We start from the raw sequence: 19,120 nt of genomic DNA, 5'->3' as shown, positions 1-19,120 counted from the left end.
CAGAAGCCGGTGAGGGGGATAAGGAAATTAGAATTTTTTAAAAAAGATGAAAAAGGCAGGTAATGCAACACTAAGACCTTCTCCATGCTCAGATAAAAAAGTTCTGATCCGGTGAAGCGCGGTCTTCATTTGGGATTTGACCGTTTCTTTTCCTATACCTAACCGGCTGGCTACCTGATCATACGTAAGCATTTCTTGCCTACATAAAACAAATACTGCCCTGCACCGATCGGGCAGCTGCGAAATAGCTTGCTGGATCAGATCTGACAGTTCTTGTACCTCCAGGGGAACGGTGGTATCTATTTTTTGGTCCGCTATATGATCTTCTAACGCTTCCAAGCCCATAAAGGGACGCATTTTGTCCGATCTGCTTTTTAGATTTAGCGCACGATTACGAATAGATATCAGGCAATAGCCCTTAAGGTTAGTAATATCCAAGGTCTGTCGCTTATCCCAAAGGTTGACAAAGAAATCCTGTACAAGCTCCTCCGCATCTTCTGTATCCTTAAGGTATTGATATGCCAACTGAAATAATGGTTTGTAATAAGCATGAAAGAATTCCTCAAAAGCTTTATGATCTCCTCCCTCCTTAATCTGGTAAAAACTTATCTTCAATTCGAATTCTAATTTTACAACCCTCGAAAATGCATTTGATCTGAACGTATGCTTGCCTAAATATACTTATTCATTCGGTTTTGTTAGAAAAGTCCTGAAATCGCCCACCAATGTTTAAAACGCTATTTCATTTTCGAACGAGGTACAGCCCTTTTACGTTTCAAATTATGATAATACGCTAACTAATTTTAATTATACCTGGTTATAGAAGTTACAGTGCTATGAAGCGGTTTTACGTCAAATTCTTTATCACAATTTTCTGTTTAAACCTTTTCGTTATGTATAAGTCCAAGTATTAAATCGCAATAACATGTTAAAACAAGAAGAAGTACAACATTTATTGTTAAGAGCAGGATTCGGAACCAGCTACAAGGAGGTCCTTCGCTTACAGCAGAAAGATATAGAAGGAGTAGTCTCTTCCATTCTGAACCCCAAATTACCTGATATTGAGGTGACAGACGAAATCCCTTTTAGCAATGAAGGTTTTATGGCCGCTTCAAAAGAGGAAAAAAAGGAAATGGTAAAAATAAGACGTTCTCTTATTAAAAACCTGAACACAAAGTGGATCATGCAGATGGTCGAAAGCGAAAATACGGTTGCTGAAAAGCTCACATTGTTCTGGCATGATCATTTTGCGTGTAGGTCCAACAGTTTGTTATCGGTTCAAAATTACTTGAATACGCTACGCACCCATGCACTCGGCAACTTTCGTGACCTTCTCCACGCAGTGGCCAAGGACCCGGCCATGCTCGCATACCTTAACAATCAACAAAACAAAAAGCAGTCACCCAATGAGAATTTTGCACGTGAGGTGATGGAACTGTTCACACTCGGTATGGATAATGGCTATACAGACGAAGACATTAAGCAAGTAGCCAGGGCATTTACCGGTTGGGGTTTCAATAATAAAACCAGCCAATACACCTTTAGAAAGTATCAGCACGACTATGGCGAAAAGACAATCTTTGGCAAAACAGGCAACTTTAACGGTGAGCAAGTCCTGGATATGCTACTCGAAAATAAAGCTACTGCCCGGCACATTGCTGAAAAATGGGTCGCTTATTTTGTCAATGATAAGGGCGATAAAGTGTTGGCCAAGGCAGTAGGTGAAGCGTTTTATGCCTCAGACTACGACATAAAAACAGGATTGGCGACGTTATTTACTCATAAGCGATTTTATGCCAAAGAACATCTGGGGGTAAAGATCAAATCACCGGTAGAACTGATCGTAGGTATTCAGCGAATGACTTACAGCAAAATCCAATCAGAGGAAAGCCTCATTTTTTTACAAAATATGTTAGGACAACGCCTTTTATTTCCTCCAAATGTAGCTGGCTGGTCCGGAGGTAAAAGTTGGCTGGACAATTCTACCCTGGCCTTCCGGGTAGAATTGCCAAAATATATTTTCCTTGCTGGTCTCATTGAATCAATGCCTAAAGACTCCGGTGATATCGGAGACCAATTAAAGAATAAAGGAAAACTGAAAAAACTGGAAGTTAAAATTGAGTTGAATAAACTACAAAACGATTTCGAAAACGCCAGTGATGAAGAGATCCATACGTATTTCCTCCAGGTACCAACCGTTGATGTATCAGAACTTGCCGCTGCCAGTTCACTCACCAAAAAAGTTGTCCTTCTCACTTCTCAACCTACTTTTCAATTATGCTAGACCTAGATAAAAACTCCAGAAGATCTTTTTTGAAACAGTCATCTCTTATAACTGTGGGCACTTTATTGGCTCCTAATTTTCTACATGCCTGTGCTAACCAGGAACGAGTTGCCTTTAACGGCAAAAGGCTAATTGTAATTCAACTGTCAGGAGGCAATGACGGGCTAAATACCGTGATCCCCTACCGCAATGATCTGTATTATCAGTTAAGGCCCGGCTTATCTTATCAGGAAAGTGACGCCTTAAAGCTCAACGACGAGATTGCTTTAAATCCAGGTATGAACGGATTAAGAGAGCTTTTTGACCATGGTGACGTATGCATTATGAACAACGTAGGATATCCGAATCCCAACCGTTCACATTTCAGATCTATGGATATTTGGCATACAGGAAGCAGCTCGAACAAGAACTGGGATACCGGCTGGCTAGGCAGATACCTGGACCAAAAGTGTAATAATACAACGCCCTACCAGGCCATTGAGATGGATGACAGTGTCTCCCTGGCGCTAAGGGGCGATATGAATAAAGGTTTTTCGGTGTCAAAGCCAGCAGCTATGTACAATTCCGTGAAACATATCGAGATTGGCAAGCACGAGAAAAAGGACAACGAAAACCTCAATTATCTTTATAAAACATTGGCAGATACCAAGCAGTTTGCCAGGTATGTTTACGAGAAAAGTAAGATCTATAAATCTGCTGTAAACTATCCCAATAGCAAGTTTGGTAGTGAAATGAAGCGTATGGCTGAGCTTATTATGTCAGGTGTTGAATCGCAGGTATTTTATATCAGTCTGACAGGGTTTGATACACATGCTCGTCAAAAGAATAAACAGCAAAAGTTATTGATGCAATATAGTGACGCACTTTCTTCCTTAACCCAGGACCTAAAGCAAAATAATCAGTGGGATAACACACTAATATTTACGTTTTCTGAATTCGGTCGTAGGGTGAAGCAAAATGCAAGTGGGGGCACCGATCACGGCACGGCTAATAATGTTTTTATTACCGGTGGTAAACTAAAACAAACCGGGATAATGAATGAAACGGCGGACCTTGCCAACTTAGACAAAGGTGACCTCATTCATTCTGTCGACTTTCGTTCTGTATATGCTACCCTGTTGGATAAATGGCTGGATTGTGATGCAGATAAAATATTGAAACAATCGTTCGGCCGATTAAACTTTATTTAGATTGAAAACACACCGCGAAGTACTTGCCACAGGTGGTTCCGGGTTTTTGGTCCATCTTAAAAAAGCTGGTGAAAAAGTGGGCTAAGGTTACATCTTGTCCTGAAGTGACCTGGCCAGGGTTTACAAAATACGTCTAAACTATCTTAGAAAAAGACAAAAGGGAGTTATGAATAGAATGAATTAAAATCGTGTCCGCCAGGAAATACCAGCATCTACAAACCAATCCGTCAGTTCCTCATTGTCACCAAAACCAGCCGAAAGGTCTAATTGAAAATTGTTATTCACCAGGAAAGCAAGTCCCGTATCCCAACGTGTGTCAAAATCACTGTCGGCTACCTCTCCGTAGTTTTCTATAAACCCGCTCCACTTTCCTGAAATAGGAAATGCCAGATTGATCACATACCCTCCCTTAGGATGATTATCATTACCATTCCAGGAAACGGACCAGTTCGTGGTCAAACCCAAAAAATCCGTTAGTTGCTGGCTATGGATCAGCATGAGTCGAGGGGCAATCTCTTCCATTTCATAGGCTTCATCTACCCAGGGCAGGGAAACATCTGTCTGAAACCCGAAAGAAGGTTTGAAACCTTCTCCACTGATGATGTTATAGCGGATGCCTGCACTCAAGGAACTCAGACCTCCAAATTGGTCTGTAGCGCCAGTCTCAAAAGTCAGGTCATCCCTTCTGGTCTGGAATCCTGATCGGATCTCAAAATTCTCAAGAATGCCGTACCGAAAATCAGCTGCGTATCCTAAACTATTAATGGATTGATTGGACGAATCATCTTCACTATCCGTGTAGTTAAAGCCTGTTTGTACCTGGAACACTTTTTGGCCCGTAGTAAAAGGCACTACTGCCTGCCCTGGGCGAGAAGTAATAATAACTTCACTGTACTGGGCGGAAAGTGAATGAAATAGTAAAAAAGACAAAGCAGCGAACAGCGGTTTTTTCATAGGGTTAAAGATATTGATTTAGCGCTATTCATTGGCCGTGGCCATCCTAAATTAGAATGAATAGTAACGTCACTCTAATTCAATACGCTCATTTGTAATGCGTGAAATAAAAAGGAATGAGATCAGGTGTGAGGCAAACCAGAAAACCATCGCCTGTTATCCATACCCAGACAGCTTAAAAGCTACAAACTCACTTTATTGGTGCGTGGTATTGTGTCATTGTGTTACTATAATCCCTATCCTATTTCAGTCAAACGGAAATTTCATGCCTGAAAAAATCCATTATAAAATGAAAATGGAATGAACATGGTATGCTTAGTTTTATTATATTGCTTGAAGAACATGTTATTTTTTTAAACACCCCCGTTATGTTAAAGAATTATTCGTCTTGCCCAGGCTGTGGTGCCGTTGAAGACCAAAAAAATCAAAAAATATGGAAGTGCAGGGTATGTAATCACACCTGTTGTAAATCGTGCATTTCATCAACATTTGAATTCGACAGACCTGAGAACTTCATGGCCTGTCCATCCTGCAGATCGTCTATGCTAACCTCCTTCGGGGTGTTATCTACTTCGACTACTTACTATTAATTCGTTTGCTTTAGATACTTAATTTACAGTCAAGCAAGTATAGATCAAAGATAGTTAGCCCTTATCTGCCTGTTGCTTCAAAAAGAATAAGTATCAAATTCACAACCCACCTCTACACATCATCCCAATAGGTGAACCCGCCGGCGGATCCAGCGCTTTTACCTTCTCATAAACCTTGGGGTCTTCAAGAAAACGATCAATTTCATCTTTTAGGGATTCAAAATGCGCCCGATTGGGAATGTTGGTACTGGCACGTTTAGTAGTGATCCATCGGCTTAGTTCTTTCAGCCTGAAATTGACGATAGCCTTTACCTGGTGACTACTGTTTTGGTCACCGGACAAAGCGATCAAATTCTGGACAACCAGGTAGTTGACTGTACGATGTATCTCACCCTTGAATCCCTTTTCGAGAGTACTTTTGATCGTGTTATTGATCACTTTATTAATCACATCATGCAAACCTGGCTGGTCACTGTTCCTGCTGTTATGCTCTATTAGCCGCTGAGCTCGTGCAGAATTAAAAAGGAGAGATAATGTCATATTAGCAGCACTTTCTGCAGTCCCAATCGGGTCAAAAGTAAGACCGGTCCGGATGTTGACAATCTCACGGTTACGTGAATATCCGAGTGGCCTTGGGGGGATCATGACCATTAAATCTTCTGAAAGAGCCAGATGCTCAGCCGATAATGTTTTCAATAAAACGTCCAGCGCCTTGTTCTGTTCTGCTGCGGATACCATTGCCGTGACAAGCTGGTCATCTCCTCGCAGCGCATATCGATAGTCAAGCCCTCCGATTAATTTAACCGCAGCTTCCGTTTGATAGCGATGAAAGAAATAAATGGGTACCAGTACTTCTTCTAACTTAGCATAGGGCATTCCCTTTTTGATGTTGGATTCTCCAAAATTACTCAATGCTATTTTTCTCACTTTTAATACATGATCTAACTCGTCTGAAGCATTTTTACCATTGTCCCAAAGATGAGCATAAGGGTGTGAACCGCCCTGAGGGCGGGCATCCTGGTCGGATAAGAAGGTCAACCCGGCTTTTAAGGCATCTTGAATAATATCTTCCAGCGCCTTGTCTTCATCTGTTCCTGCTGGAAAACTTTTGTATCCATAAGTGATACTTACTTTATCCCATGCACCTATTTTATCGTCGTAAGCATTGGAAAGGTCTAGCTTACCATCTTTTATATCTACCTGGGGATGCGGATAGTCCATTACGGACGCACGATTTTCTGAACTGGAAGTGTAGCTATGTACAAGACCAAGTGTATGCCCGACTTCATGAGCAGACAACTGCCTCAATCGTGCCAATGCCATCGTTTCCATGGCAGCAGAAACCTCTTTCCCATCTTCATAAGGAGCCAGCAAACCTTCCGCAATCAGGTAGTCCTGCCTTACACGTAAAGAACCCAGCAATACATGGCCTTTGATGATCTCTCCGGTACGTGGATCTACCACAGACGTACCATAAGACCAGCCACGTGTAGAGCGATGTACCCAATTGATCACATTGTATCGTACATCCATCGGGTCGGCCGTTTCAGGAAGTAGTTTCACCTGGAAAGCGTCTTTATATCCTGCAGCTTCAAAAGCCTGGTTCCACCATTGAGCGCCTTCTATCAATGCAGATCGGATCGGCTCCGGAGTACCACGATCCAGGTAATAGACGATGGGTTCCACTGCTTCACTTACCGCGGCAGTTGGATCTTTTTTCTCTAAGCGATGTCGCCGGATGAAGCGCTGCTCTATATTTTCGCTGATCCTGGTGGCATAATCCAGGTAAGTCAACGGATAAAAACCTGCCCTGGGATCAAACTTTCTGGGTCGGTAATTATTGTCAGGTAACTTTACAAAAGAATGATGCAGGCGCACTGTAGCATTTGTACTGGTAGGTGTTACGCTGTTAATATAGTCGCCCATAGGTTTACCTGTAAAAGTCAGTGTTACTTCGAACTCTGAATTTTGAGGAAAATTCTTAGTGCGGTCCAGGTAAAAAGCAGACCGGCTTTTATCCAGTGAATAAGCACCCTGTTTGGTAGCTTTCAAACGGCCAATAACATTATGTGCATCCTGCATGAAGAAATGAGTAGCATCTACCAGCACTTTGCCATCTTCTTCTGTGATGAGTTTAAACCCCCAAAGTACCGATTTAGCGAAAGCATCCTGCACCGAATTTCTTTCGTCTACATTATCACTGACAGCGCGATACTGATAGTTAGGTTGCACCAACAATATTTTTGGGCCTCTCCGGTCAAATTTTACGACACGCGAATTTCCTAATTGATTTCTGTCCAAGCCAATGTCATTGGACCCCAGTCCGGCCGCAAGGGAATTGACGTATAAAAACTCTTCGTCAAACTTGTCTATCACTAATAAGACCTTATCCTCTTTTTTATCATAATAAAACTCAAAATAGCCTTCAAACTTCTGCATGCCGGCGGTCTTAGACTGTATGGAAGATACTGCTATACTATTTTTAGGTAAGCGGGTTGTGGAATTAGAGGTGGCCTGGCATCCTATGAATAGAAACAGGATAAGTGGATAGAGTTTGCGCATTGTTTTATTGGGTTAAGTAATTAAAGCTATAAATTATACCCTGGCGGAACAAAGCCTTTTTTGACCAATGGAAAATTTTAGAAATAATGTGTGTCTTTTTTAACTCCGTTAATTATTGATGTATCGTATCCGCCTGAACAGATTGAAAACGTCCCGACATATGACCGAGGAAGAGATTGCCGCAGAAAGGCTGCTCATTGAAGCGTCAAAGAAGGACGTAAGAAAGTTCAGCGCACTTTACGATCGGTACTTTGAAGGAATATTTGAATTCATTTATCGTCGTACGGATGATGAGGCGTTGTCTGATGACCTGTGCTCACAGACGTTTTTTAAGGCACTGGAAAATCTGAAGAGGTATGAATTCAGGGGATTACCTTTTTCGGCGTGGCTCTATAGAATCGCTACGAATGAGGTGAACAAACATTTTAATAAAACCAATCGAAACCGGGTTTTCAGCCTGGAAGAGGAGCGAGTGAAAGAGTTGATGGATGCAGAGGATGAAGGATTTACACAAGCCCAGCTGGATTTGTTAAAAAAGACATTAAGTGAATTGCCAACAGCTACGGTAGAGATCCTGGAGCTTCGCTTCTTCGAACAGCGCAGTTTTAGTGAGATTGCCTATATTTTGAATATAGGTGAAAGTGGTGCGAAAATGAGGCTTTACAGGGCAGTAGAAAAATTGCGGTCACATTTTAATATTAGCTGGAGAGAATAATGGGACGACACGAAATAAGATTAAGACGGCACAAGATGACTTCCAGGAGAATGGAAGGGCATAAAAATTACTATGAAGTGATGAAAAAACATCAAAGGAGCAGCCGTATTAAAAAAGCGATCCGGCTAGCACTCCTTTTACTCTTTTTTATATTACTGATCACTATGGTCTATTTCTCTTTTAAAATGACCATTCCAGAGGAAGATACTATAAAAAATGAATCCATAAGCTTAACCATATCCCGGCCGGATATTTCTCAATATGTTTCACTAAATAAAATGACCAATGGAAAAACGTAAAAACCCTGAAAAGGACCTGAGAAGTAAGTCCGGCCTTTTCTTTCAAATTGGGCTGTTATCAGCCATGTTTTTAACCGTATGTGCTTTTGAGTTTAAAAGCAAGGAAATAAGTAAGCCGGTAGATCTGTCTAACATTTATGTTGAAGAAGAAACGATCGTGCCCATTACCGAAATCAAACCCCCACCTCCACCACCGCCCAAGCCTGTGGTGTATAATCCCGAAGTACTTGAGCCGGATGAGTTGGAAGTAGAGGTCCCCGATGTTGTTTTCGATACTGAGGAAATACCTGATGCTGTGATTGAGGAAATAGAAGATCTTCCCGAGGAAATTGTTCCTAAGCTGCCTTTTGACATTGTAGAAGATATGCCTGAACCTGAAGGAGGGTATGAAGCATTCTATAAGTTCATAAACAAAAACCTTAAATATCCTTCGCAAGCCAGAAGAGTGGGAATAGGTGGAACCGTTTATTTGAAATTCGTAGTGGATGAAAACGGCGAAATGGTAGATATTACCATAGCAAAAGGAGTAGGAGCCGGATGCGATAAAGAAGTTTTGAGGATATTTAAAAATCCACCCAAATGGATACCGGGTAAGCAAAGAGGAGTACCCGTCAAAGTAAACCAGATCATTCCTGTCAAATTTATATTGAATTAAACCATCAGATAAGGTACCCATCGGCAAATTCAAACAAGTCCGATGGGTTTTCAGTTGGTGTTATCTTTTCGAACAAAATTCACATAGCAGGACCCAATAATAGCGGCTAAAAAGCAGCCTACAGTCAACCCATCCACAACAGCAGGGGACAGGTAAAGCCCAAATACGTTATCAGATAAATATTGAGTAAACGAGTGTGGCAGGTCCCTCTCCCCCAGGGTTCTTTTAATATCCCATTCCCAATCCGTCAAAATACAATAACCGAAGCCATTCCAAATACCCAGGACAAGCCACGAAAAAAGTGTGGCTCCTACAATCCATAAATGAAGTCGTTGTGTCCTTTTCCATAGCCAGGCAAACAAATTAGCCAGGATAATGAGAACATGTAGGCTGAAAAGTGTTATATCTAAAATTTTGAGCATTTCATTTTAATCGTTTGATTCCATGATAAATTAATAGTCTCAAACCTGACATTACCACTGCTTAAGAAACGTTTTTTTGTCAAATTAAAGACCGCAAAATTATATTTTCATTAAATAGTATGCATGCATAACATATTTTATTATATTTGTTACCCTCCGTTTAAAACGGTTGCAGGAAGGATTTTCCTTTCAAAGGATACTATGAAAAGAGAAGAAACAATAGATCACAATATTAAAACAGCCTGGCATGCCATCGCCAGGATGTATAATCAGCAGGCAGCGAAGCAAGAGATCACCACTTCTATTGGCTTTGTTCTTCTCAATATCAGTTCCAAAGATGGTACACCTGCCACTAAAATCGCGCCACTCATGGGATTGGAATCGCGAAGTCTTACTCGCGTATTGAAAAATATGGAAGAAAAGGGGCTTATCTATCGGCAGCCTGATGCTGTCGATAAGCGCTCAGTGCGTATTTACCTTACCGAGTTAGGCAAGAAGAAAAAAGAAGTGTCGCGGGAAACGGTGCTTAGATTCAACGATGTGGTACGCTCGCGTATCGCTGAAGACAAATTGAAGATCTTTTTTGAGGTGATCAATGACGTAAATGATGTAATAGAAAATAACAATATATACTCCAACGGACAGAATAATTAAACAATGACCAGACGAATCAACAAAGTAGCCGTTTTAGGATCAGGAATTATGGGTTCCAGGATCGCCTGTCACTTTGCCAATATCGGAGTGCAGGTGATATTACTGGACATCGTTCCTCGTGAACTCACCGATGGTGAGCAAAAAAAGGGCCTTACCCTCGAAGACAAAGTCGTTAGAAACAGGATCGTTCAGCAGTCACTGGACACCGCTGTGAAATCCAAACCGGCGCCTTTGTACCATAAAAGCTTCGTAAGTCGTATTTTCCTGGGCAATTTCTCCGATGACATGGAGCGTATTAAAGACTGTGACTGGATAATAGAAGTAGTCGTCGAAAATCTCGATATCAAGAAAAAAATCTTTGACCAGGTGGAGCAATTTCGCGAACCAGGTACATTGATCACATCCAATACTTCAGGTATTCCTATTAACTTCATGCTGGAAGGACGTAGCGAAGATTTTCAACAGCATTTCTGTGGAACACACTTCTTTAACCCTCCACGTTACCTGAAGTTGCTGGAAATAATCCCCACCCCTAAAACTGACCCTGAGATCGTCGATTTTTTTATGCATTATGGCGACCTCTACCTGGGGAAAACCACTGTCCTTTGTAAAGACACACCTGCTTTCATCGCCAACCGTGTAGGTATCTATGCCATTCTTAAGGTGATAGATAGCATGCAGAAGCTGGACATGAACGTGGATGAGATCGACAAACTTACCGGTCCTGTAATAGGACGACCTAAGTCCGCTACTTTCCGTACATCAGATGTGGTAGGATTGGATACGCTGATCAAAGTAGCAAACGGTCTTTACCAGGGATTACCCAACGACGAAGCTCGTGACACATTTAAGCTGCCCGAAGTAGTAGGCAAACTGGAAGAAAATAAATGGCTTGGAGATAAAACTAATCAAGGATTTTACAAAAAAACCAAGGTAGACGGTAAAACACAGATATTAACCCTGGACCTTGAAACACTGGAATACCAACCCAAGCAAAAAGCCAAATTTGCCACCCTCGAACTTACTAAAACAATAGACAACTTAAAAGAACGATTTAAGGTACTCTTTTCAGGAAAAGATAAAGCAGGTGAATTCTATCGTGATTCTTTCTATGCGTTGTTCAAATACGTAACAAATCGCATTCCTGAAATAGCCGATGAGCTATATAAGATTGACGACGCTATCTGTGCCGGATTCGGGTGGGAAATAGGCCCTTTCGAAACGTGGGATGCTGTAGGCATTAGAAAGACAGTCGGGAAAATGGAAGAAATGGGCTACAAGCCTAACCAATGGGTGTATGATATGCTGGACGCCGGAATAGAATCGTTCTATACAGCGAAAGACGGTGTTCGTCATTATTATGACATCGGATCTAACGTGTACAAAGCTGTCCCGGGAGCAGAAGAATATGTTATCCTGGATAATATTCGTGAGACAAAAGTGGTCTGGAGCAATTCCGGCGCTACCATCTTTGATTTGGGTGATGAAGTCTTAGGCATTGAATTCCACACTAAAATGAATACCCTTGGCGGAGAAGTCGTTGAAGGGATAAACAAAGCCATTGATATGGCGGAAAAAGATTACCGCGGCCTTGTAATAGGAAATCAGGGAGCGCAATTCTCAGCAGGAGCTAACCTGGGTATGGTATTTATGTATGCCATAGAACAGGAATTCGATGAAGTAGACTTTATGATCCGTCATTTCCAAAACACTGTAATGCGTGTGCGCTACTCCAGTGTACCTATTGTAGTAGCTCCACACGGACTAACCTTAGGAGGGGGTTGTGAGATGACCATGCACGCGGATAAAGTTCAGGCTGCCTCTGAAACATATATCGGTCTTGTGGAAGTAGGCGTAGGACTCATACCCGGTGGTGGCGGCACAAAAGAACTTGCAAAGCGTGTATCCGATGGATTGGAAACGGGTGATGTAGAACTTAATGCATTACAAAATGCCTTTATGAATATCGCTACGGCTAAAGTCGCTACTTCAGCGCATGAAGCCGTTGACATGAATATCTTGAGAGCACAAGATAACATTACAATAAACAAAGACAGGCAGATCGCTGATGCAAAAGAAACGGTACTTGAATTGGCTAATGCAGGATATACCCAACCTATCCAGGCTACCAACATCAAAGTACAGGGGAAAACAGGTATGGCACTTTTCATGGCTGGCGTAAGCGGCATGCGAATGGGTAATTATATTTCAGATCATGATCTGAAAATTGCTGAAAAAATTGCCTACGTCATGTGCGGTGGAGATCTCTCCTACCCACATGAAGTGTCTGAGCAATACCTGCTCGACCTGGAAAGAGAAGCATTTCTTTCACTAACAGGTGAGAAGAAAACATTGGAAAGAATTCAATCCATTTTGACGGGAGGGAAACCCTTGAGGAATTAATTAATTGTAGTCTTGAGTCTTGAGTAGCTAGTCTTGAGTAGAGCGTCAATAAAGCTTGATTTTGTAACTAAACCGCGTTTTGAATGAACAATTATAAAGAGCTTAAAATATGGCAGAAGTCAGTGGACCTTGCTGTTAAAGTTTACGAGTTAACCCAAGATTTCCCTAAAGAAGAAATATATGGACTTACTTCTCAGATAAGAAGAAGCGGTGTATCAATACCCTCTAATATTGCGGAAGGCTCCGGTCGTAATTCAAGCAAAGAATTCAATCATTTCCTGGGAATCTCCCATGGCAGTTCTTATGAATTGGATACTCAATTAACTATAGCAAGTAGAATTGGCTTTTTAAAGGAGGAGCATTTTCAAACCCTTCAATCTGAAATCGATGAAATTCAAAAAATGAACCACGGCTTAAAAAAATCATTAAAGCTCCCATAAAATTAAGACCAGCTACTCAAGACTTACGACTAGAAACTAACGACTAAAAAGACAATAACATGGATGCATACATAATCAAAGGATACAGAACCGCGGTAGGTAGGGCTAAAAAAGGTGGGTTTCGCTTTACTCGTCCTGATGACCTGGCGGTGGACGTAATTACCCGTTTAGTGGATTCCGTTCCTGGGTTAGAAAAAAATATGGTAGATGACCTGATCGTAGGTAATGCGGTACAGGAAGCTGAGCAGGGCATGCAGATGGGGCGTATGATCTCACTTATGGCACTTGGCATTGAAGTGCCGGGAATGGTGATCAACCGCTACTGCGGTTCAGGGCTGGAGGCCATTCACCTGGCTTCTGCAAAAATTCAGGCCGGCATGGCGGATGTCGTTATTGCAGGAGGTACCGAATCTATGTCGATGGTGCCGGTGATGGGGTGGAAAACCGCTCTTAATTATAAGATAGCAGCTGAAAACCCTGATTATTACACTAGCATGGGCTTAACAGCAGAGCAGATATCAAAACAGTACGATGTAAATAGAGAGCAACAAGATGAATTTGCTTACAATTCGCATATGAAAGCTACTAAAGCACAGACAGATGGTAAGTTTAAAGATGAAATAGTACCCATCACTGTTAAAGAGACCTTCGTAAAGGAGGGTAAGAAACAAACCAGGGAGTATACCGTCGATACGGATGAGGGACCAAGGCCTGACACCAGTAAAGAAGTGCTGGCAAAGCTAAAGCCTGTATTCGCCATGGGCGGATCTGTTACCGCCGGTAATAGCTCTCCCACCAATGACGGCGCAGCCTTTGTAGTGGTGATGTCAGAAAAGAAAATGAAGGAATTAGGCTTAGAACCTGAAGCACGTATGGTGAGCTATGCCGTTGCCGGTGTGGAGCCCAGGATCATGGGTATTGGACCTGTAGATGCTGTACCCAAGGCATTAAGCAGAGCGGGATTGAAACAAAATGACATTGATTTGATCGAATTAAACGAGGCATTTGCCGCACAGTCGCTGGCGGTGATCAAAGAGCTGGATCTGGACCCCAAAAAGATCAATGTAAACGGCGGGGCCATAGCGCTTGGACACCCACTTGGAAGCACGGGTGCAAGACTCAGCATTACGCTACTCAATGAGATGAGAAGAAAAGGCAGTAAATATGGTATGGTAACAGCCTGCGTAGGCGGAGGACAAGGTGTAGCGGGGATTTATGAATTTTTGAACTGAGGGTAACATTAGTCCTGAGTCTTAAGACTTATGACTCAGGACTCGAGACTATAATAACATAAACAAAACATTAAAGTCGGGATTCTCAATACTAAGTACTTACGACTTAAGACTCAGGACTCTCGACTCAATACTAAAACATAAAAGATATGAGCACAGCAGCAGAAGCAAGGGAAGCAATCAAAGGCGGTGAATTTCTTATCAAAGAAACACAGGCGTCAGACATTTTTATTCCTGAAGAATGGAGCGAAGAGCAGAAGATGATCGCTCAAACCTGTCAGGATTTTCTAGAACAAGAGGTCTATACTCAACTAGATGAAATTGATTCTATGCAGCATCCTGAATTAATGCCAGGTCTTTTAGATAAAGCCGGTGAGCTGGGACTATTAGGCACTTCCGTTCCTGAGCAATATGGTGGTTTTGGCATGAATTTTAATACTTCTATGCTGGTAGCCGAAGTATTGGGAGCAGGTCATTCCTTTGCTGTTGCCATCTCTGCACATACCGGAATCGGTACATTGCCCATTCTTTATTATGGTAACGAGTCACAAAAAAGCAAATACTTACCCAAGCTTGGCACAGGAGAATGGAAAGCAGCTTACTGCCTTACCGAACCCGATTCCGGTTCTGATGCTAACAGTGGGAAAACTAAGGCAGTACTTACTGATGATGGAAAACACTATATCATCAATGGCCAAAAAATGTGGATAACCAACGGAGGTTTCGCTGATATTTATATCGTATTTGCCAAAATTGATGATGATAAAAATCTGTCCGCTTTCATCGTAGAGAAAGATTTTGGTGGCATCACCATGAATGAAGAGGAGAAGAAAATGGGAATCAAGGGGTCTTCTACTCGTCAGGTATTCCTGAATGACTGTAAAGTGCCTGTTGAGAACTTACTTTCGGAAAGAGAGAACGGCTTTAAGATTGCAGTAAATATTTTAAACATAGGTCGCATCAAGCTTGGCGCTGCCGCTTTTGGAGCTTCAAAAGCAGTCATATCAAATGCTGTAAACTATGCGAATGAAAGAAAGCAATTCGGCACATCTATTTCCAGCTTTGGCGCTATTAAGCACAAATTAGCACAGATGGCGTCTAAGGTATTTGTTTCAGAATCAGCACACTACAGGGCGGGCCAAAATATAGACGATGCATATGAAGCCATGGTTGCAGAAGGCATGGATGAAGCTCAGGCCAAGCTGAAGTCCGTAGAAGAATTTGCTATAGAATGTGCGATCCTGAAAGTGCATGGCTCCGAAGTGCTGGATTATACGGTAGATGAAGGGGTGCAGATCTATGGCGGCATGGGCTTTTCAGCTGAAGGGCCCATGGACCGCGCTTACAGAGATGCCCGTATCAACCGCATTTTTGAAGGAACCAACGAGATCAACCGTATGTTGAGCATCGATATGCTATTAAAGCGTACCATGAAAGGGAAAATCGATCTGATGAGTCCGGCCATGGCGGTACAAAAAGAGTTAATGTCTATTCCTGATTTTGGTGCAACTGATGATGACGTACCTTTTGGAAAGGAAAAGAAAGTCATTGCTAACCTGAAAAAGGCAGGGTTAATGGTAGCCGGAGCTGCTGTTCAAAAATACATGCAGAAACTAGGGGAAGAGCAGGAGATCCTGATGAACCTGGCAGATATGCTGATCGAAGGTTATGCTGCCGAATCTGCCTTGTTAAGAGTAGAAAAGCTGGTCGCAGGACAAGGAGAAGAGGCTGTAAGTACACAAATTGATATGATGCGTGTTTACCTGTACGATGCGGTAGAGAAAGCCGCTTCATCCGGTAAGCAAGCCATTTACGCGTTTGCAGAAGGCGATGAACAACGTATGATGTTAATGGGACTCAAACGATTCACAAAACTGGAACCATATAATTTAAAAAATGCAAGAAGAAGGATCGCTGACTATATCATCGAGAAAAATGAATATCCGTTTTAATTTTTAACCTAAACCACAAACGGGGAAAGGCCTGGGCACTATGTCCGGGCTTTTTTGTGTTTACAAGGAGGCTTTGTATTCAAATGATCATCAGTAGATAGTAAATCATGAACACTGGAGACTAACCGGTTTACTCTATTTCTAACGTGTACCCTTTTCCGTGTATATTGGTAATGCGAACAGTAGGATCGTTCTTAAGTTTTTTTCTTAATTTGGAAATAAACACATCCAGGCTTCTTCCGGTAAAAACACCTTCATCTTCCCATACCCGTTTCAGCAGTTCGTCACGAGTGATCAATTGATTAGGTTGAAGGGCTAAAATTTCCAATATCCTTGATTCTTTGTCAGAAAGATCGATCGTATTCAAATCAATCTGAAGCTGGCGTTTAAATGGCAAAAAAGAATACTTCCCAAACCTGATCATCATTGTTTCGGCCGGGCTTTCCTGTTTTGCCTGGGGCCGGGGTTTTCTTGTGACTAAAGTAACAAGGGTTAAACCCACCAGCATCAACCCATATAAATAATAGGGGTGATCAACATGGCTTGCAGAAACACCTTCAAAAGTTATGTGAATGAAGTAACATTTTTCCGGCTGTAATCTCCCCACACAAGGAACCAGGTCTTTTCGTTGCCGGCTGATCTCAAATCCGTACACTACCTGGTCCGTACCACAGTCAAATACATTGACAAGATAATCCGGAGTGGGGTTAATCGCTGCTAAACTGTGCCTGACAATCTTTACCAATGTATCGGGAGAAAAAGAAAAAGCGCTTTTAAACTCCAGCTTGAAGGTATTATCAGTTACTTGAGTGACAGGCAGCACTCTGGAGGAAGAATCGCCAATATGCCACAGCAATTGATGTCCGACATTACGAATGGCCAAAGCAGCACGGTCTTTTGGAAAACCGTCAGAACCCCCACTTTTAAGGACCGTGAAAGAAAGTACAGCGTTCACCGTAATATACAAACCGATAATTAAGAACCTTCCTTTCATTTTTTTAAAGATTTACACCCGCTTTACACTTTTTTACATTCGTTTTACATCGTTCTTCACTGTACAAATTAGCTTGACGGTATTATCTCAATAAAAGTAACATACCATTTTAAAACTATTGTAGCATGAACAAGATTGTAATCATTATGACGTTGATATCCTTTCCGGGGTTTTCGCAGGTTAACTATCAACTGGACGTAAAAGAGAGCCAGATCAAATGGGCGAGTAGTTATGTGTTAGGAGGTGGTCATAACGGAATTATCAAACTTCAATCAGGCAATATCCTTACCACAGATACAAAAAGTATGATTAATGGTAACATCGTTATAGATATGACTACTATTCAAAGTACGGATATGAAAAATGCTGAAAGTCGTAACGACCTGGATAAACACCTGAAATCCGACGATTTTTTTTCAACCGCTAAGTTTCCTGTCTCTCATTTTTCTATGTCAAACATACATCCGGCGGCCAGCTTTTCCACTCCCCCACAGTTTGTGGTTACAGGGTTACTCACCATAAAAGGAATAACGCAAAAGATTACTTGTAAGCCTTACATCCGTTTCGAACATGACCAAATCAGGATAACCGGCACCATAGTCATCGACAGGACCCGGTGGGATATCATTTATAACTCCGCCAGTTTCTTCGCAGACTTGAAGGACGGGATTATCTCTGATGATATCCAACTCGAACTTGATCTTATTTTTTCAAAAACAGACTAATTTCAAAACTTCGGCACTTTTTTTCTGCATGTAGATTAAGAAAAACCTTTCTCCGGGAGTTGTTGAATGTCAGTGAGATGTTGATAGTTTTGCGCCTTTATTGAAGCCGTGTTCCTAACATAATTTTGATGTCTCTATTAAAATCTTCCATTTTTAGTATAGTATGCATTTCAGTATTAACGACCTGTGGTTCAGAGAAGGAAAAGCCTCCCATAAAACCACTTGGACCTTTCGCTTTTGAACAAGGCCTGACATTTGAATGGAGGTTAGATGATCTTCCTGATGACTTTTCCACTGAAGCGGATGTAATAGACATTGACGCTTTTAGCGCTACCCCTGAGTTGGTGGCTAACCTGAAAGCTCAGGGTAAAAAGGTGGTAGCCTATGTCTCCGTGGGTTCATTTGAAGACTTCCGGCCGGATTCCGGTGTTTTCCCCATCCTGGTTTTAGGCAATCGAAATGAAAGTTTCGAAAGTGAGCTATGGCTTGACATACGTGAAATCGATCAACTTGCCCCTATTTTGACAGCTCGATTTGATATGATCCGTGACAAAGGGTTTGATGGTATAGAACCAGATAATATCAACGGCTATAAAATTGATACAGGCTTCCCACTTACAGAAGAGGATGCCGCTATCTTTTCTAGGTGGCTTATTAACGAGGCGCACTCACGCGGACTTAGCATAGGTCAGAAAAATGCCCCGGAACTTGTCCCTGAAATGGTCGATGAATTCGACTGGATACTCGTGGAAGATGCATTTGTCAAAAATTTTGCCGATCAGCTTTCACCTTACAGCGGGGTAGGTAAAGCTGTATTTCTCACAGAATATACCGACCGTATATCGGTTAGTGATTTTCAATCAAACGTCTGCCCGTTAGCCAAAGCTAACGGGTTCAGTGCAGTCTTGAAGAATCGCGACCTGACCAATACCACAGTCTATTGCAATTAATTTTGAACCTGTAGCCTTATCTTAGGACGGGACAAAAAATTTTGCCTACTGATTTTTGCCTACTGCCGACTTTGGGAACGGGACCAAAAAAAAGTTTGA

The 19,120-nt window shown here is 41.9% G+C and carries 17 protein-coding genes; 12 read left to right on the top strand and 5 right to left on the bottom strand.

Annotated features, from left to right (window positions below; all coding sequences use genetic code 11):
• Nucleotides 1-27: 27 nt before the first annotated feature.
• Nucleotides 28-615, bottom strand: coding sequence for an RNA polymerase sigma-70 factor (locus FNH22_RS27380; RefSeq protein ID WP_143401713.1), 588 nt, complete (start codon nucleotides 613-615; stop codon nucleotides 28-30).
• A 310-nt stretch (nucleotides 616-925) separates the two neighbouring features.
• Between FNH22_RS27380 and FNH22_RS27375 the strand changes: the two genes are divergently transcribed.
• Nucleotides 926-2,284, top strand: a complete 1,359-nt coding sequence (locus tag FNH22_RS27375; RefSeq protein ID WP_143401712.1) for a DUF1800 family protein — start codon at nucleotides 926-928, stop codon at nucleotides 2,282-2,284.
• Nucleotides 2,278-3,474, top strand: coding sequence for a DUF1501 domain-containing protein (locus FNH22_RS27370; RefSeq protein ID WP_143401711.1), 1,197 nt, complete (start codon nucleotides 2,278-2,280; stop codon nucleotides 3,472-3,474). The genes FNH22_RS27375 and FNH22_RS27370 overlap by 7 nt, the downstream gene beginning before the upstream one ends.
• Nucleotides 3,475-3,654: 180 nt before the next feature.
• Here the strand turns inward: FNH22_RS27370 and FNH22_RS27365 are convergent, their stop codons facing one another.
• Entirely contained in the window at nucleotides 3,655-4,428 is a 774-nt protein-coding gene (locus FNH22_RS27365) for a transporter (RefSeq protein ID WP_143401710.1), read from the bottom strand.
• 689 nt (nucleotides 4,429-5,117) lie between these two features.
• Nucleotides 5,118-7,580: a zinc-dependent metalloprotease gene (locus FNH22_RS27360; protein ID WP_185154439.1), complete on the bottom strand. Its 2,463-nt coding sequence runs from the start codon at nucleotides 7,578-7,580 to the stop codon at nucleotides 5,118-5,120.
• Between the two features lie 160 nt (nucleotides 7,581-7,740).
• Between FNH22_RS27360 and FNH22_RS27355 the strand changes: the two genes are divergently transcribed.
• From FNH22_RS27355 to FNH22_RS27345, 3 genes are read left to right on the top strand one after another with little or no spacing between them, the layout of a single operon-like run.
• Entirely contained in the window at nucleotides 7,741-8,295 is a 555-nt protein-coding gene (locus FNH22_RS27355) for an RNA polymerase sigma factor (protein ID WP_255518172.1), read from the top strand.
• A gap of 35 nt (nucleotides 8,296-8,330) precedes the next feature.
• The gene (locus FNH22_RS27350) at nucleotides 8,331-8,594 is read left to right on the top strand and encodes a hypothetical protein (RefSeq protein WP_143401708.1); all 264 of its coding nucleotides are present in this window, start codon (nucleotides 8,331-8,333) and stop codon (nucleotides 8,592-8,594) included.
• Nucleotides 8,581-9,249: an energy transducer TonB gene (locus tag FNH22_RS27345; protein WP_143401707.1), complete on the top strand. Its 669-nt coding sequence runs from the start codon at nucleotides 8,581-8,583 to the stop codon at nucleotides 9,247-9,249. The genes FNH22_RS27350 and FNH22_RS27345 overlap by 14 nt, the downstream gene beginning before the upstream one ends.
• A gap of 50 nt (nucleotides 9,250-9,299) precedes the next feature.
• On the opposite strand, the gene FNH22_RS27340 is transcribed toward FNH22_RS27345, so the two are convergent.
• Nucleotides 9,300-9,671 carry a DUF2784 family protein gene (locus tag FNH22_RS27340; protein WP_143401706.1) on the bottom strand — a complete coding sequence of 124 codons (372 nt, stop codon included), beginning with the start codon at nucleotides 9,669-9,671 and terminating at the stop codon, nucleotides 9,300-9,302.
• Nucleotides 9,672-9,872: 201 nt separating this feature from the next.
• Here FNH22_RS27340 and FNH22_RS27335 point away from each other — a divergent pair, with 201 nt between their 5' ends.
• The 5 genes from FNH22_RS27335 to FNH22_RS27320 all read left to right on the top strand — a co-directional run bounded on the left by FNH22_RS27335 (nucleotide 9,873) and on the right by FNH22_RS27320 (nucleotide 16,352).
• The gene (locus FNH22_RS27335) at nucleotides 9,873-10,325 is read left to right on the top strand and encodes a MarR family winged helix-turn-helix transcriptional regulator (protein WP_143401705.1); all 453 of its coding nucleotides are present in this window, start codon (nucleotides 9,873-9,875) and stop codon (nucleotides 10,323-10,325) included.
• Nucleotides 10,326-10,328: 3 nt separating this feature from the next.
• Entirely contained in the window at nucleotides 10,329-12,728 is a 2,400-nt protein-coding gene (locus FNH22_RS27330) for a 3-hydroxyacyl-CoA dehydrogenase/enoyl-CoA hydratase family protein (protein ID WP_143401704.1), read from the top strand.
• Nucleotides 12,729-12,811: 83 nt separating this feature from the next.
• Nucleotides 12,812-13,168 carry a four helix bundle protein gene (locus tag FNH22_RS32480; RefSeq protein ID WP_221420364.1) on the top strand — a complete coding sequence of 119 codons (357 nt, stop codon included), beginning with the start codon at nucleotides 12,812-12,814 and terminating at the stop codon, nucleotides 13,166-13,168.
• Between the two features lie 59 nt (nucleotides 13,169-13,227).
• Nucleotides 13,228-14,400, top strand: a complete 1,173-nt coding sequence (locus tag FNH22_RS27325; RefSeq protein WP_143401703.1) for an acetyl-CoA C-acyltransferase — start codon at nucleotides 13,228-13,230, stop codon at nucleotides 14,398-14,400.
• Nucleotides 14,401-14,549: 149 nt separating this feature from the next.
• The gene (locus FNH22_RS27320) at nucleotides 14,550-16,352 is read left to right on the top strand and encodes an acyl-CoA dehydrogenase family protein (RefSeq protein WP_143401702.1); all 1,803 of its coding nucleotides are present in this window, start codon (nucleotides 14,550-14,552) and stop codon (nucleotides 16,350-16,352) included.
• 130 nt (nucleotides 16,353-16,482) lie between these two features.
• Here the strand turns inward: FNH22_RS27320 and FNH22_RS27315 are convergent, their stop codons facing one another.
• Nucleotides 16,483-17,346, bottom strand: coding sequence for a winged helix-turn-helix domain-containing protein (locus FNH22_RS27315; protein WP_143401701.1), 864 nt, complete (start codon nucleotides 17,344-17,346; stop codon nucleotides 16,483-16,485).
• 125 nt (nucleotides 17,347-17,471) lie between these two features.
• Between FNH22_RS27315 and FNH22_RS27310 the strand changes: the two genes are divergently transcribed.
• A complete protein-coding gene (locus FNH22_RS27310; protein ID WP_143401700.1) occupies nucleotides 17,472-18,071 on the top strand; it encodes a YceI family protein in 600 nt (199 codons plus the stop codon).
• 128 nt (nucleotides 18,072-18,199) lie between these two features.
• Nucleotides 18,200-19,021, top strand: a complete 822-nt coding sequence (locus FNH22_RS27305) for an endo alpha-1,4 polygalactosaminidase (protein WP_143401699.1) — start codon at nucleotides 18,200-18,202, stop codon at nucleotides 19,019-19,021.
• Nucleotides 19,022-19,120 lie beyond the last annotated feature (99 nt).

Origin of the sequence: Fulvivirga sp. M361 (genome assembly GCF_007097395.1) — a bacterium.
Lineage (GTDB): Bacteria > Bacteroidota > Bacteroidia > Cytophagales > Cyclobacteriaceae > Fulvivirga.
The sequence above is the reverse complement of the archived record's forward strand: the minus strand, read 5'-3'. Positions and strand labels throughout refer to the sequence as shown.